Origin of the sequence: Pseudoalteromonas sp. MMG005 (assembly GCF_018101015.1) — a bacterium.
Lineage (GTDB): Bacteria > Pseudomonadota > Gammaproteobacteria > Enterobacterales > Alteromonadaceae > Pseudoalteromonas > Pseudoalteromonas aurantia.
In genome coordinates this window covers 155,136-169,821 of sequence record NZ_JAGJEK010000001.1, presented here as the reverse complement: position 1 = coordinate 169,821, position 14,686 = coordinate 155,136, and the positions used below count along the sequence as shown (strand labels likewise).

Genomic DNA, 14,686 nt, shown 5'->3' with positions numbered 1-14,686 from the left:
TTACTCATTAAGCTGTTCGGTCGAATTCATTATTTTCTATTGTTGCTGTTGCGACCTGTAAGGAAGCTGTATGACTTGGTACTCTATATTGCCACCATTAATTGCCATATTAGTGGTGTTTTGGCGTAAGGAAGTAATTTTAGCGCTTGTGTTGGCGTTGCTTAGTTCGGAGTTTTTATTGGCCTTACAAGGAGAGGGAAGTAGCGTATTCATGACGCTGGTTAATAGCATTGAGCGTGTTATTTCTGTGGCGACGTCAGCTGGTAATAGTCGGATCCTTATTTTTAGTTTGGTGATTGGGGCATTACTGGCCTATATCAGAGAATCCGGTGGCGTAGCGGCAACCGTCAGTGTTTTGATGAACAAAGGTGTAGCAAAGAGTAAGCGGCAAGTTGGTTTACTTACTATGTTCACTGGAACGGCAGTATTCATTGAATCGAATATGAGTGTTTTAACGTCTGGTATTGTTTCTAGAGGCTTGTTCGATAAATTTAAAATGAGTCGAGCGCGATTGGCGTACATAATCGATAGCACCAGTGCCCCAGTTTGCATTTTGATTTTATTAAATGGGTGGGGAGCGTATATTCTAGGTCTATTAAGTAACTATGAATTAGAGCAATCAGCTGTCAGCATATTATGGGGAAGCGTTGCTTTTAACTATTATGCAATTATTGCTCTGTTGATTGTGCTTTACACCATTGTGTTTGATAAAGTACATGGTCCAATGAAGTTCGCAGAACAACAGTTAAGTAAGAGAAATGTAGACGTTGATACAGGGCCAACCGCAACGAAGGCAAGGTTTATGTTGGTACCACTGCTGACATTGATCATCAGTATGGTCGGTTTTATGTTTTGGACTGGGGGCGGTGAGTTGGCAAAAGGCAGTGGCTCTAAGTCCGTGCTTTATGCGACTATACTGGCGTCGGCCGTGGCTTATTTATTATTATTAACACATAAGCGTTTTACACATCATCAACTTGTGGATGTAGGTTTTAAAGGAATTGGAGAGCTTTTACCGTTAGTGAGTATCGTACTGTTATCACTCACTTTAGGTGCGAGTTTAAAGGTGTTAGGCACCGGTGTATTTGTCGCATCATTAGTCGGTGATTACTTGCCACTTTACGCAATTGTACCAGTATTGTTTTTAACTGGGGCAGTAATGTCATTTACAACAGGCACATCATGGGGAACATTCGCTATTTTGATCCCGATTGGCGTGCCACTGATCCAAACGCTTGGACTCCCGCCTGAGCTGGTTATTGGCGCCATTTTAAGTGGTGGTATTTTTGGCGATCATTGTTCACCAATATCAGATACCAGTGCAGTGTCCGCACTCGCATCAGGATGTGATTTATTAACGCATGTAAAAACCCAACTGCCATATGCTTTAGTGGGCGGGGTGCTGGCGTTAATCAGCTTTTTCATTGCAAGTATTCTACTTATTTAATTTTATGCTCTATTTATCATGGCACATCAAGCACTGATATATTATGGGCAACTATAGATTTGTTGCCCTCTTTCGATGCCACTTAAGCCAATAATGTGCCCTGCGCTGTTTTGATTGAGAGCCAAATAACGGCCGACAAAGGAAGGTTGTGTTTTCCAGTTAGGAACTAATTGTGCTAATAAGCTTTGCTCAAGGCTTATCAAAGTTCTTTTCTGACAATCTGCGATGAGCCATCTATCTACGTGTTGTTCAATGACCTCACCATGGGAAATGGTTGCTTTTCGTATCATTTGACTGTGTTTCAACTGTAAATCTAACCGCTGTTTTTGGATGACAATTTCACGTTGATATTCACCCTGCTGTACGCGATGTATTTCTATATTGTCATACTGCGTGGCACTTTTCATAGTGATGGTTGTATGCTTATCGCTGGGGGTCGCTATAAAAAGTTGAATGCATAAAAATACCACTCCAGAGCAAGCCAAAAGCCACTGTACTCGCTGCCATGATACGTACTTTTCATTTTTTGCACAGGCCTGTTTGTATTTATTAAGTTGGCTCGTATTTACTGGCTCTTTACACTTTTTGTATGCCTGTTTTAGGACTTTTTCAAATTGCTCTTGGTTATCCATCGTTAGGCTCCATGGTTGCTTTTAAATGTTGCTTGGCATATCGCAAACGGGTTTTGATGGTTTCGTGATTTTGATGTGTAATATGCGCGATTTCTTGCAATGAAAATCCTTCCAGCTGGAGCATTAAGGCTTCACGCTGCAAAAATGGCAACTGTGTCATTGCTTGATATAGCGTATCTATATGTGAATTATCAGACTGTGCTGCAATCAGCGTTGTATCATCTAATTGTACGATTCTTTTTGTTTTTCGCAGTTCATCAATTAACGCATTGCGCGCAATGGAGAATAACCACGCTTTAGGCGTATTCTGTTGGTTATATGTGTGACGCTTTTCGACGACGGTTAGCCAAGTTTTTTGGCAGATATCCTCGGCTAACACACGATTACTTTGACTGCGAATAAAGTGGAATATATCACGGCTATAGGTATCAATGGCTTGCTCAATATAGTAGCTTTGGCCCGTTTTTTTGTATTCATAGAGCGGGTCATCAGCACGGGTATTTAATTTTAGCCATGATTTTAAGGCTATTAGCATAGGCTTTCCTCACAGATATTGGGTAAATACAGTTTGATATTTACCCAATAAAGTTACTGATTTAATTTAAACTCTAGCACAACATTTTGATTTGGTTGCGCGATGGCTTGTCCGTTCACTATTTTAGGTCTGTACTTCCAACGTGTTATGGCACGTAATGCTTCCTTATTAAAAATGCGCTTTGGTTCTGCGTTGACTACTGTCGCATTGATTACTTGTCCATGAGATGAAATGGTGAAGTTGAGCTGTACCCATCCTTCAATGCCATCTCGGGCTGCGGCTATAGGGTATTTTGGCTCTGAGCGAACAATTGCTGTTGCCCCCGTATCTTGTTGGCTCAATATTGGAGATGCGTGTTTTATTGGTCCAAGCGAGAGTGTTGGGGTAAATATCAAACCGATATCAATAGCTGCAACTGATGTGCGCTCGATAGCTTTCGGAGGTTGTGGTTTTAGTGTTGGTGGTGGAGGTAACTTCTGCATCGGTTGCGGTGCACTATCTTGCTTGTTTACAAAAAAGGATAAATCGATCACTTCAGGCGTAGTTGATACTCTTATTTGCTCTTGGCTGATCAACTTATCCATAAATACAAAAGCAGCAAATGTGACCACTAATGCTCCGGCTGTCGAAAGCAATACTTTGGTGATTGAAGCGGTTGGGAAGTGTGTGAGTGCAGACATCGCATATTCCTTTTATAGGTGAGTTATTTCATATAACGAAGTTGGATCAAAAAAGGGGTGATTTTTTATTTTTTTTGTTTAGAAATTACGAGTACAATCCGCAGCAGTGTACTTTTAGGATAAGCAGATGCTGTTAGAGGCGATAAATAAAGCAAGATATCGTAAACACCTTAACTATGTTATTGGTGCGTGTGTCGTGGCGTTAACGGGCGGAAGTTTAGGAGTTGCGCAGTGCCTTATTGCATTATTCCCTGACCCTGATGGGAGCCACTTTCATTGGAATTTACTGGGGGTGATTGTGACCAGTTTAATGATTGCAATGGTGTTATTAAAAGTAAGGCGTCACTCGTACATGTATGAAGTGGTTTATGTTTGGGATTTAAAACAAGCCCTGAATAAAGTTACACGCAAAATGACCAAGCTCAAGATTGCTGCAGAACAAGGCAATGTTGATGCCATGCTTGCGATTCAGTTTAGTTATACCGCATCTAAGCAATTATGGGAGCTGGATGATAACTTGATCACGATGGATGATTTAGCGACTTGGCAAGCGCATTTAGATACGTTGCTCAAGCAATACAATGTTACGTTGGACATAAAGGAATATAATGCCGTGTTGTTGAAGCAATTTTAGAGTGCTCTATAAAGTCATATCTGATAAAAAGCAAAACTGTTTTTGCTGGTTCTTTTAATTGTGTACATGGCGATATCGGCACACTCGACCAGCGTTTTAAGTGTGTTTGCATGATCTGGGTAACGGGCAATTCCGAGACTTGCGCTGACAATAAGGGTGTGCTCTTGTCCCGATTTATAATATTGCATTGGCGTGGTAATGACCTTCGAGAGTGTGGTTGCAAGGTCTTTTGTTTCTTGTTCGGTGATATTCGCTAATGCAATCAAGAATTCATCGCCACCCCAACGACAGATCAAGTCATCAGTACGCACGTTAAGCTGAAGTTGTTGTGCCACATGTTGCAGCATTGAATCACCTGCATTGTGGCCATGAATATCATTGATGGGTTTGAATTCATCTAAATCAAGTAGCATTAAGCTAAATGGGCGCTGTTGGTCTAACCATTCAAGTAAAATTAGTTCTGCACCGTATCGGTTACTCAATCCAGTTAATGTATCAAACTGCGCTTTTTGTTTTAATTGCGTGATCATAACTTTTTTCATCGTAATATCGTTGATAAATACTTGTAAGTACGATTGATTATCACTTTCGGTATTTATGATAATAATATTGAGCCACACTGTTTCTAAGGTGAGCTGGTTGTTAAATTCAAATTCTGACTGCATGACTTGTTTTTGGTTAATACTATTGCTGGTAAAGGTATATAGAATATCCGGTGTTTTACAGGCCTTGCCTAAGGCATGAGGAAAGCGCTCTTCTAAATCTATGCCTAGCCCAGCGAGTAAATCTTGTGCTGCCTCGTTAATTAATAAAATGTCGCCTTTGTCTTTTACCAGTAGCGTCGGGGACGATGACTTTTCAAACATAAGCCGAAAGCGTTTTTCAAATCGTTCAATGTCTTTTCTTAAACTGCGCTCTTGCAGAAAGAGCGTTTCGGTTCGAGACAGTAACTTATTTATATCACCTGAAATAGTCCCTATTTCGCTGTGTCTGTGTGTGGTGGGAATGACAATTCGTTGCCCTTTACCCGGGCTTATTTTGGCAAGCTGACAGCTCAAATAATTAAGAGGTTGGGTGATAAGAGCATACACAAGTATGGCAAAGATGATGAGCATAGGCAAGATGACAACCAATAAGGTTTGTACACTTGATAAAGCAAGTGTTTGTGCGCTTTGTTCAATAAATATTGTATTAGGTTCTATGTAAATGGCACCAATTTGCTCACCAATAATAAAGGGATTACTTAACACAAATGTAATTGGTAACTCTGTTTTATATAGAATGCTTTTAGCAAGCACACTTTGCTGACCATTGAGTTGAGCAGCGAGAATAACATCGTTGCTAACTAATCCGTTTAGCACTTCATTTGCGAGATCTTTGTCTTCTAAATACGCGGCGATAGAAGCTGTGGCTGACACTGTTTGACCAATTTGTAATATGGTGTTGTTTGAGCGCTGCATTTCAGTATCGAATACGTTGCTGTAGTGCAGCTTGGCATAGATCAAGGCGAACACCATAGCGGAACCTGAAACGATAATTAACAGTCTGGTAATTAAACTATGTTTATTGAGCAATTTTATATACCACCTTTACGTTATGTGTCACGGTGTGAGCCGGAACATAGGCAATGGCATTTGATGTATTTGCGACTTTATCGAGGATACTCACGACATCGTCGAATATCTGTGGAGGTGACGCTTTACCACTAAAACGTACGCGCGACCAATAAGCATTTATTTGGCTGATAGGGCGTCCAGTTATGGCACTTAAAAAAGAAGAACGAATTTGGCTCTCTTTTTTATAGTCACAGGTCAGTGCTATCACTCCATTCGGAAAAGCTAAGTATTTCCCCATGAACATATCAACAACCGCTTTGTGGGTTAAGCTATTCACGGGGTTATCTTTGTGCACAATGACAACCAGATCTTGCTGAGCCAAACACGAACATGCGAAACAAATGGTGAGCGCTGAAATTGTTTTTAACATCAGAATACCCAGTTCAGGCTAATGCCTAAGGTATTAAACTGATTATCGGGAGTGGTTGTGTGGTTGTGCAAATATAATGCAGAGGGGAGACGCCCAACATTTGTATGATCCCATTGCAGTTTTAACGCTGATACATCACTTAATTCAACCCTCCAAGTCATAGAAACAGTGTATTGATCAATTAAGTAAAAATCGGTGTGACGGACAATATTATTGTATATAAAATCTAGTTCAGGTGTTGATATAAGTGGTTTTTCTGGTGTTTCATTATTAGATTTTGCGCGAGAGAAGGAAGCCATTAAAGTATGGTTGCCGATGTGCTTTCCGACACTAATATAGTAACTTCTTAAGTGGTTTAGTACTTCCGAATTAGAATTTATATAAGATAATTCAGATTGAGCAATCCAGTTAGTATCATCGAACCGAAAGCCAATGGCACTGTAGTCGAAACGTTTCCCAACGATATCTAATGATGTCAATAGTTGCGGTTGGCTAGGCCAAACTTGTGGAGAAATGTGTTGTATCGCCTCTTTTAACATCTGTTGTTGTGCATTTTCGTTTCCAGATTTAGATTGTGTGTAGTTTGCTCTAAGTAACCAGTTGTTATTTTCTATCTCAACAGTCAGGCCAGCAATATCTTTTAATTCGGCGTTCCAATAAAAGTTATTATCGCTCACGATAGATGCTTTAGAACGGCCAATAAATGCCCGTATACTCGTTAGCCCGAGTTCAGTTGGGGTTTTATAGCGTAAATCTAAGCCATCGATATTTTGGTGGGGAATAATGGCATAAAACTCAGTTGGTAAATGTTCTTGTGTAAACGAATAGCCAATATCTCGATATTCAGTCATCATGAATAAATCAAGACCGGTGCGCCCGAGGCGTATAGTCCAGTCGGCATTAGGCATATAGCGAACGAAGGCCAGTTGTGTCAGCGTATTGATATCGTATTTCTTTTGATCTTTTATAACTAACTGGCTAACGATTTGCCAAGCAGATGAGGCTTGCCATTCAAATTGCACGCCAAGTGAGGAATTATATAAAGCAATGTTACTGTTCGATACACCATGTGGTTGGGAAATTAGTTGCCTGACTTTCGCTGTTTCAGAGGAACTACTACTGAGACTGATATTGGTAAAACCATCAAACTTTAAAGTTGAGCCGTCAGCCATAAAGTGAGGGATTGATAGTAAGGCAACCAGTAATCTCATTGTTCGTTCCGAGGATGCGCGTGGTTCTGTATCTTGTCTTAATCTAAGATTAGCTGGTGTTGCTTGTAATTCAACAGTCAACCATCATCTAGACAGATTAATTGCAAAATTTTGCACATGTACGATAGGGCTTGCATATAACGAGCTTGTTTTTTCTGATTTGAACACCATATCTATATTATTGCATATAAATATTGTGATAGTATCACGTTTAATTTACTGAGTAGGTCCTGAAGTCGTGGCAGATGTAAGAGCGAGAGTTCAGCTGAATGTGGGACAGCATAGTCATATTCCCGCGGAAATTGTGTCCTTTAGTGGTTTGCAAGATGGCCAAGAGCACGTTGCTTTAATTTTTAATGAAGCGGAATCGCAACAATCAGTACCCCTTATTCGAATGCATTCTGAGTGCCTGACCGGAGACGTATTCCATTCGTCTCGGTGTGACTGTGGTGAGCAGTTAAATGAATGTATAGAGACCATGCATAAACAAGGTGGGATCCTGCTATATTTACGCCAAGAAGGCAGAGGAATTGGCCTGTATAATAAAATTGACGCGTATGTATTACAATCACAAGGGATGAACACTTACGAGGCAAATAATCATTTGGGTTTTGATGATGATTTACGCGATTTCTCAGATGCGGTTTTGATGTTGAAAGCGATGGGGCTGTCGCATGTTAAATTAATGACAAATAATCCAAATAAGCTCAATGCACTGAGAGATGCCGGTATTACCGTCGACGAGGTTGTAGCAACTCAGGCACATGTTAAATCAGGAAATGTCGGTAACCGGAGTTATTTAGAGACTAAGGTAAAACATGGTTCACATATGCTGGATATAAAGAAAATTTCAAAACCACAATAGTGTAACATCCGAGTTTATTTAAGAGTGCGACATCTTCTGTCGCATTTTTGCTTTTTAGAGAAGCAGAATCGATTGATAAACTCGCAATTTTGTTCCTCTTGGGTATAATCTCCGTGTTTTTATTAGCTTTGAGCCGTTATGTCATCAGAATTTAGAGTATTTAAAGCAGCCATGGGTATTCAGTGGCTAAAGGCTGGTTGGAGCATTTTTAAGACTCAGCCCATGACGTTTGTTTTCATGTATATTTTCATCATTATTGTGGCGCTTGTGCCCCTCGTGGCACCTTTGCTGCAATTATTAGCGGCTTTTGCATCGCCGTTTTTGACTGCCGGTATGTATATGGCCGTGTTGAGTAAGCAGCAAGGTAAAACCATTAGCCTTGCTGATATCTTAGCGCCTTTTTCCGCAAAAGGGCGACGATTACACCTGTTTCGCCTAGGTTTATACCAAATGGGGGCGATTATTTTATTGACCTTGTTAGCGGATTTCTTATTTGCTGATGCATTTGCGATTATGCAAGAAGCGTCATCAACTCAACAGCCAGATGAGTTAATAAATGCATTACTCGCGAGTATTTCAATGTCTGATATTATGGTGTTTGCGATAGCACATTGCTTTAATCTAATGGCATTTGCGTATGCATTACCTCTGGTGTTTTTTAAAGGTGAAACACGTATTTTTACGGCGATTAAACAATCGCTCAAGGTATTTCATAAAAACATGGCCCCGCTGGGGGTGTATGGCTTAGCGATTGCTTTGTTAATATTGGCGTCAATGCCACTAAGCATGATCCCTTTATTGGTGATTATTCCTATTTCATATATTAGCTTTTTTGTTTCTTTCCAAGCGATTTTTATGCCGGTTGTTAAGGTGCAAAGTGAGCATGATGAGAGCACGGAAACAGTGCAACAAGATGGTAACGATACGGGCCGGTTTGACGCTTAAATGGATGATACTAGTAAGCAAAAGCTAAAAAACTATGTATTGTGGTTACTGGCTAGGCAAGAGTACTCTCACAAAGAGTTGATAAAAAAGCTCAGAGCCAAAGAGGCGCCAGAGAGCTACATCGAAGAGTTATTAGTATGGTGTGAGCGGCTCGGTTATATCGATGAAGCTCGTTATTGCGATAGCTTTTTAAGAAGACAGATTAATAAAGGTTTTGGCCAAAAAAGAGTGTTGGCTGAGGCGATGAATAAAGGGGTTGACCGCGCGCAATTACTGCAACTAATCGAGACGCTCGAAGTCGATTGGTTTCAATTAGCGCAAGATGCTTATGTAAAAAAGTACGCAGTAACTGCGCCTAACCTTGATTATAAAGACAAAGCAAAGCGAGTCAGATACATGATGTATCGCGGCTTTAGCTATGAAGAAATAGATTTTGCAATGCAAGCAGCAACAATGGGTGAATAATCACATGCAGCACATGACTACCGCACAGATCAGGCAAGCGTTTTTAGACTACTTTGCCACACAACAGCACCAAATTGTCCCGTCAAGCTCGCTCATTCCAGGTAATGATGCGACTTTGTTATTTAACAATGCAGGTATGGTGCAGTTTAAAGATGTATTTTTAGGGGCCGAGTCTCGCCCTTACACTCGTGCAACAAGCTCTCAACGTTGCGTACGTGCTGGTGGTAAGCATAATGATTTAGAAAATGTAGGCTATACCGCTCGCCATCATACTTTCTTTGAAATGCTAGGTAATTTCAGTTTTGGTGATTATTTTAAGCAAGAAGCGATTACATTTGCATGGCAGTTTTTAACGGATGTTGTGAAATTGCCCAAAGAAAAGCTACTTGTCACGGTTTACCATACGGATGAAGAAGCGTATGAGTTTTGGTCAAAAGATATAGGACTGAGTGATGACAAAATCATTCGTATTGATACGAATGATAATTTTTGGTCTATGGGTGATACAGGCCCGTGTGGACCATGTTCAGAAATATTCTACGATCATGGTGAGCATATTTGGGGAGGCCCTCCAGGATCTCCTGAAGAAGACGGCGATCGTTTTATTGAGATCTGGAATCTTGTATTCATGCAATACAACCGTCATGCTGATGGCACAATGGAGCCATTACCAAAGCAATCGGTTGATACGGGGATGGGCCTTGAGCGTATTGCAGCTATCTTGCAAGGTGTACACTCAAACTATGAAATTGATTTATTCCAAGGTCTAATAAAAGCTGCCGCATCAGTAACGAATGCGAAGGATTTAGAAGATAAATCTTTACGTGTTGTTGCTGACCATATTCGTTCATGCGCATTTTTAGTCTCTGACGGGGTTATGCCATCCAATGAAGGCCGAGGTTACGTACTGCGCCGTATCATCCGTCGTGCTGTGCGCCATGGTAATAAGTTAGGCGCTTCGGGTGCTTTTTTCTTTAAACTTGTGGCTGCATTGGTTGAGCAGATGGGTGAAGCATATCCTGAACTGGCAAAACAACAAGCAATTATTGAGAAAGTATTACGAATAGAAGAAGAGCAGTTTGGTAAAACGCTCGATAGAGGTTTGGCTATATTGGAAGAAAGCTTGGCCGATATTAAAGGGGATGTGATCCCTGGTGAATTGGTATTTAAACTTTATGATACTTATGGTTTCCCTGCTGATTTAACTGCTGATGTTGCTCGAGAGCGCTTCATGACGATTGATGAGCATGGCTTTCAAGAGTGCATGGATGTGCAACGTAAAAAAGCGCAGCAAGCAGGTAAGTTTGGCGCTGATTATAACGAACAACTTAAATCAGAGAAATCAACGGATTTTAAAGGTTACGACGCGGAGCATTATACGGGCACAGTTATTGAGCTATTTTTCGAAGGACACGCGGTTAATGTACTTGAAGATGGGCAAGAGGGCATTGTTGTTTTGGATAGAACGCCTTTTTATGCTGAATCAGGTGGCCAGGTTGGTGATTCAGGCACCCTGACTGTGTCTGGTGGTGAGTTTTCGGTCGTTGATACGCGCAAATTGGGTAATGCATTTGCCCATCACGGAAAAGTACAGGGTCGTATTGGCATTAATGATAAAGCTGATGCGCAAATTGACAGTGAGCGCCGCGATAGAATTAAGAAAAATCATACAGGTACGCACATTCTACATGAAGCGCTTCGTCAGCTATTGGGCGATCATGTTGCTCAAAAAGGCTCACTCGTGATGCCTGATAAATTGCGTTTTGATTTCTCCCATTTTGAAGGGGTAACTAAGGCGCAGTTGCGTGAACTAGAAGACGCTGTTAATACTGAAATACGTCGTAACTTTGCGCTTGATACGCAGCTAATGGACATTGACGAGGCTAAAGAAAAAGGGGCTATGGCCTTGTTCGGCGAAAAGTATGATGACGAAGTGCGCGTTGTTTCTATTGGGGAATATTCTATTGAACTATGTGGCGGAACACATGTTCAGCGTGCAGGTGATATAGGCCTGTTTAAGATTGTCTCTGAAGGAGGTATTGCAGCAGGTGTTCGTCGTATTGAAGCCGTAACGGGTGAAGATGCTATTGCTTATGTTGCACAACAAGAACAGCAGTTAGCAGACATAGCAGCGTTAGTAAAAGGTGATAGTCTGAATGTGCTTGAGAAAGTGAGTGCCTTACTAGAAAAAGCCAAAGGTTTAGAAAAGCAGGTATCCCAGCTTAATGATAAATTAGCAAGTGCTGCGGGAGCATCATTACTTGATTCTGCAGTTGACGTTAACGGAATTAAACTATTGGTTGCCAATGTCGCCGGTACCGAGTCAAAAGCACTGCGTGGTATGGTGGATGATTTAAAGAATAAGATGGGCTCAGGTGTGATTGCACTGGGTGTAGCAAATGGCGACAAAGTGAGTCTGATTGCTGGCGTAACCAAAGATCTTATTGCTCAGGTGAAAGCGGGTGAGCTCGTTAATCATATGGCAGCACAGGTTGGCGGAAAAGGTGGTGGTCGTCCAGATATGGCTCAGGCAGGAGGCTCAGAGCCGCAAAATCTTGAGGCTGCGTTGGCAAGTGTTAATGCTTGGGTTACTGAGAAAACGCAGTAACAGGTGGCATTATTTGTACAAAAGTTTGGTGGCACTTCGGTTGGTTCGCTAGAGCGTATCGAAGCTGTCGCCGATTTAGTCGTTAAAACAACTCAGCAAGGCCATCAAGTTGTTGTTGTTTTGTCAGCCATGTCAGGAGAAACAAACCGTTTAATTGAGATGGCAACACAACTCGATGCGCGCCCGAATAGTCGTGAACTCGATGTGCTAATGACCACAGGGGAGCAGGTCAGTGTTGCGTTGCTTGCTATGGCGATTATTAAACGGGGCCACTCTGCAATAAGTCTACTGGCTGATCAAGTCGGGATCCGAACTACCAACCACTTTGGTAAAGCTCGTATCGAACATATCCAAACAGCACGTTTACAGCAAGAGCTTGAACATAACCGCATCGCAATTATTACGGGTTTTCAAGGTCGAGATTATGAAGGTAATATTACAACTTTAGGTCGTGGTGGAACGGATACAACTGCGGTTGAACTCGCTGCGGTATTAAAAGCTGATGAGTGTCAGATCTTTACAGATGTTGATGGCGTATATACAACTGATCCGCGTATTGAGTCTAAGGCAAAGCGTTTAACGCATATTACATGTGCTGAAATGCTTGCTTTAGCAAGTTTAGGTGCGAAGGTTCTGCATCTTCGATCGGTTGAAGCAGCTGGAAGGTATAAAGTGCCACTGAGGGTACTATCTAGCTTTTCTCCTGACATTGGTACTCTCATTACGTATGAAGAAGAGTCGATAGGGCATAGTCGTATAGCGGGCATTGCCGCTTCGCGTAATGAAGTGGAAATAAAGGTGCTAGGATGCGAGCAAAGTTTTAGCTGTCTTGGTGAGATCAAAGCATTGTGTGCTGAACAGCAGATTGAAATAGATATGATCGCGCAAACTCATCAACATAGTGGAAAAATAGACTATGCTTTTACAGTGCAGAGTAATGATCACTTACAGGTGATTGAGATATTGCAGTCAAACTTAAGGTACATACGAGCACATAGCGTTGAAAGTAACGCGAATGTTGCTAAGGTTTCTGCGGTAGGGGTGGGCATAAAATCAAATTGCGAAGTGACCAATCAATTTTTTAGTGCTTTAACTCAAGAAGGTATAAAAACACTATTAGTTTCTAGTTCTGAGATTAAAGTCTCAGTATTAGTGGAAGAAAAATATCTAGAATTAGCTGTAAGGACGTTACACGCTACATTTTTCTCGGAAAGTACTGAGTAAGGACGATTTTTGCTTACTTTTACTGTAACTTTTCATTAAAATGAAAAAGACGCGGAATCTTTTAATTTTTGGAATAACAGGAGCAAGAGAATGCTAATACTAACTCGTCGAGTAGGTGAAACGCTGATGATTGGTGATGAAGTTACTGTAACTGTACTTGGTGTGAAGGGTAACCAAGTGCGTATTGGTGTAAATGCACCTAAAGATGTTTCAGTTCACCGTGAAGAAATCTACATGCGTATTCAGGCTGAAAAGTCTAATCCAACGACTGGCAATATCTGATCAGCACATAAGAATTTGTGAAAATAGCCACTCATATGTGGCTATTTTTTTGCTTGAGATAAAATAAATGCGCGTGTATCTTCGCTGATAGAGTGATTAGATAGGTATTGCATTCGCTGATTGCTTTTTAACACCAATCCTTTATTTGTTTCAATAATAGAGTCAACGTTTTGCCATGTTAACCGATAATGCTTATACGGGTTTTTGGCCTCAATTTGCGTCTCGTCAATATTCAGTTCAACTGTGCTACCACTTGCTCGGCTCAACATTTGACGTGCGACCCACCACGGTCGACGGTAGTAAAATGCCAAGCACTCTACGACAGCGAGTAAAATGAGAAAATTTCCTACATAGTGTTTTTCTAGCCCGTAAATACTAAATAGTCCCAAAGTGATGAGCAACCCGAGTAAAAAATACTTGGGCTTATTATGATCGCCAAGCTGAATTGATTCATCAAAACATTCTTGGAAATACGGCTTATCTAATACGAATCTTTCTGTGTACATATACGCTCCTAATGCTTAGCACATTGTACCGTATTGCTAAGAACCACGCACCAACCTTGCTAGATACACCTATTTGAAGAATAGAGCTGCTATTCATGCATTTTAATAAATTGCACTTTTGGTATTACCAATTTGTTTTTACTCTTATAGTGACAGTTGTAAGGTGATTTAGGTGTTATAACTTCGATATTCTCCCCTTTTATTTTGAATATTTTTCATGTTTATGCTGTTTTAGAACCAAGAGTTTACTTGTTTTTATTTTAACTCATTGATATTTAGTAGTAACCTTACTTTGGTATTACCAATTTACAATGTTATTTACTTGTGAGAGGGTTTTGGTATGATGGATGAATAAATATTTATAAAAAACGATTATTAACGCAGGTTGTATTTGTCGAAAGACTAAAGGGGAGAGTTATGGATATAGGCGCATTGTTAATAGAGGCTGCCAGCTTGATGCTAACAGGCATGATTGGAGTCTTTGTGTTTTTATCTATTCTAATTTTGGCCGTGACGAATTTGTCTAAACTGGCCAAGTCTGACACAGAAGTTCCAATCGTTCCGACTAAACACCGTCAGTTATCAAACGGGGTGCCCAGTGCTCATATTGCCGCAATAAGTGCCGCAATCTCGCAATACCGAACAAAACAATAATAGGGGTCTTTC

The 14,686-nt window shown here is 40.9% G+C and carries 16 protein-coding genes; 9 read left to right on the top strand and 7 right to left on the bottom strand.

The window, feature by feature from the left end:
• Positions 1–70 precede the first annotated feature (70 nt).
• Positions 71–1,447 (top strand): Na+/H+ antiporter NhaC family protein, encoded by a 1,377-nt coding sequence (locus tag J8M01_RS00765; RefSeq protein WP_192508728.1) that lies wholly within the window; start codon positions 71–73, stop codon positions 1,445–1,447.
• Positions 1,448–1,488: 41 nt separating this feature from the next.
• On the opposite strand, the gene J8M01_RS00760 is transcribed toward J8M01_RS00765, so the two are convergent.
• The 3 genes from J8M01_RS00760 to J8M01_RS00750 are packed head-to-tail and all read right to left on the bottom strand — an operon-like array spanning position 1,489 to position 3,294.
• Positions 1,489–2,079 carry a hypothetical protein gene (locus tag J8M01_RS00760; RefSeq protein WP_192508727.1) on the bottom strand — a complete coding sequence of 197 codons (591 nt, stop codon included), beginning with the start codon at positions 2,077–2,079 and terminating at the stop codon, positions 1,489–1,491.
• Complete coding sequence (locus J8M01_RS00755) at positions 2,072–2,614, bottom strand: RNA polymerase sigma factor (protein ID WP_210995636.1); 543 nt, start codon at positions 2,612–2,614, stop codon at positions 2,072–2,074. Before J8M01_RS00755 ends, J8M01_RS00760 begins: the two co-directional genes overlap by 8 nt.
• 53 nt (positions 2,615–2,667) lie before the next feature.
• Positions 2,668–3,294, bottom strand: coding sequence for an energy transducer TonB (locus J8M01_RS00750; protein WP_211056706.1), 627 nt, complete (start codon positions 3,292–3,294; stop codon positions 2,668–2,670).
• A 127-nt stretch (positions 3,295–3,421) separates the two neighbouring features.
• Between J8M01_RS00750 and J8M01_RS00745 the strand changes: the two genes are divergently transcribed.
• Positions 3,422–3,928 (top strand): DUF3087 domain-containing protein, encoded by a 507-nt coding sequence (locus J8M01_RS00745; protein ID WP_211056705.1) that lies wholly within the window; start codon positions 3,422–3,424, stop codon positions 3,926–3,928.
• A 14-nt stretch (positions 3,929–3,942) separates the two neighbouring features.
• On the opposite strand, the gene J8M01_RS00740 is transcribed toward J8M01_RS00745, so the two are convergent.
• From J8M01_RS00740 to J8M01_RS00730, 3 genes are read right to left on the bottom strand one after another with little or no spacing between them, the layout of a single operon-like run.
• The gene (locus J8M01_RS00740) at positions 3,943–5,445 is read right to left on the bottom strand and encodes a diguanylate cyclase (RefSeq protein WP_247670921.1); all 1,503 of its coding nucleotides are present in this window, start codon (positions 5,443–5,445) and stop codon (positions 3,943–3,945) included.
• A 46-nt stretch (positions 5,446–5,491) separates the two neighbouring features.
• Positions 5,492–5,914: a hypothetical protein gene (locus J8M01_RS00735; RefSeq protein ID WP_211052267.1), complete on the bottom strand. Its 423-nt coding sequence runs from the start codon at positions 5,912–5,914 to the stop codon at positions 5,492–5,494.
• Positions 5,914–7,125: a hypothetical protein gene (locus tag J8M01_RS00730; protein WP_211056704.1), complete on the bottom strand. Its 1,212-nt coding sequence runs from the start codon at positions 7,123–7,125 to the stop codon at positions 5,914–5,916. Before J8M01_RS00730 ends, J8M01_RS00735 begins: the two co-directional genes overlap by 1 nt.
• A 238-nt stretch (positions 7,126–7,363) precedes the next feature.
• On the opposite strand from J8M01_RS00730, the gene ribA reads away from it, so the two are divergent.
• The 6 genes from ribA to csrA all read left to right on the top strand — a co-directional run bounded on the left by ribA (position 7,364) and on the right by csrA (position 13,514).
• The gene (ribA, locus tag J8M01_RS00725; RefSeq protein ID WP_192508720.1) at positions 7,364–7,990 is read left to right on the top strand and encodes a GTP cyclohydrolase II; all 627 of its coding nucleotides are present in this window, start codon (positions 7,364–7,366) and stop codon (positions 7,988–7,990) included.
• A gap of 138 nt (positions 7,991–8,128) precedes the next feature.
• Positions 8,129–8,935 carry a BPSS1780 family membrane protein gene (locus J8M01_RS00720; RefSeq protein ID WP_211056703.1) on the top strand — a complete coding sequence of 269 codons (807 nt, stop codon included), beginning with the start codon at positions 8,129–8,131 and terminating at the stop codon, positions 8,933–8,935.
• Entirely contained in the window at positions 8,936–9,400 is a 465-nt protein-coding gene (locus J8M01_RS00715) for a regulatory protein RecX (protein ID WP_192508718.1), read from the top strand.
• Positions 9,401–9,404: 4 nt separating this feature from the next.
• Positions 9,405–12,008 (top strand): alanine--tRNA ligase, encoded by a 2,604-nt coding sequence (gene alaS / locus J8M01_RS00710; protein ID WP_211056702.1) that lies wholly within the window; start codon positions 9,405–9,407, stop codon positions 12,006–12,008.
• A 3-nt stretch (positions 12,009–12,011) separates the two neighbouring features.
• Positions 12,012–13,232, top strand: a complete 1,221-nt coding sequence (locus tag J8M01_RS00705; RefSeq protein WP_211056701.1) for an aspartate kinase — start codon at positions 12,012–12,014, stop codon at positions 13,230–13,232.
• A 90-nt stretch (positions 13,233–13,322) separates the two neighbouring features.
• Positions 13,323–13,514, top strand: coding sequence for a carbon storage regulator CsrA (gene csrA / locus J8M01_RS00700; protein WP_010362895.1), 192 nt, complete (start codon positions 13,323–13,325; stop codon positions 13,512–13,514).
• A gap of 41 nt (positions 13,515–13,555) precedes the next feature.
• On the opposite strand, the gene J8M01_RS00695 is transcribed toward csrA, so the two are convergent.
• Positions 13,556–14,020, bottom strand: coding sequence for a YcxB family protein (locus tag J8M01_RS00695; protein ID WP_211052280.1), 465 nt, complete (start codon positions 14,018–14,020; stop codon positions 13,556–13,558).
• Between the two features lie 417 nt (positions 14,021–14,437).
• Between J8M01_RS00695 and J8M01_RS00690 the strand changes: the two genes are divergently transcribed.
• On the top strand, positions 14,438–14,674 hold the full coding sequence (locus J8M01_RS00690) for an OadG family transporter subunit (protein WP_192508714.1): 237 nt from the start codon (positions 14,438–14,440) through the stop codon (positions 14,672–14,674).
• Positions 14,675–14,686: the final 12 nt, after the last annotated feature.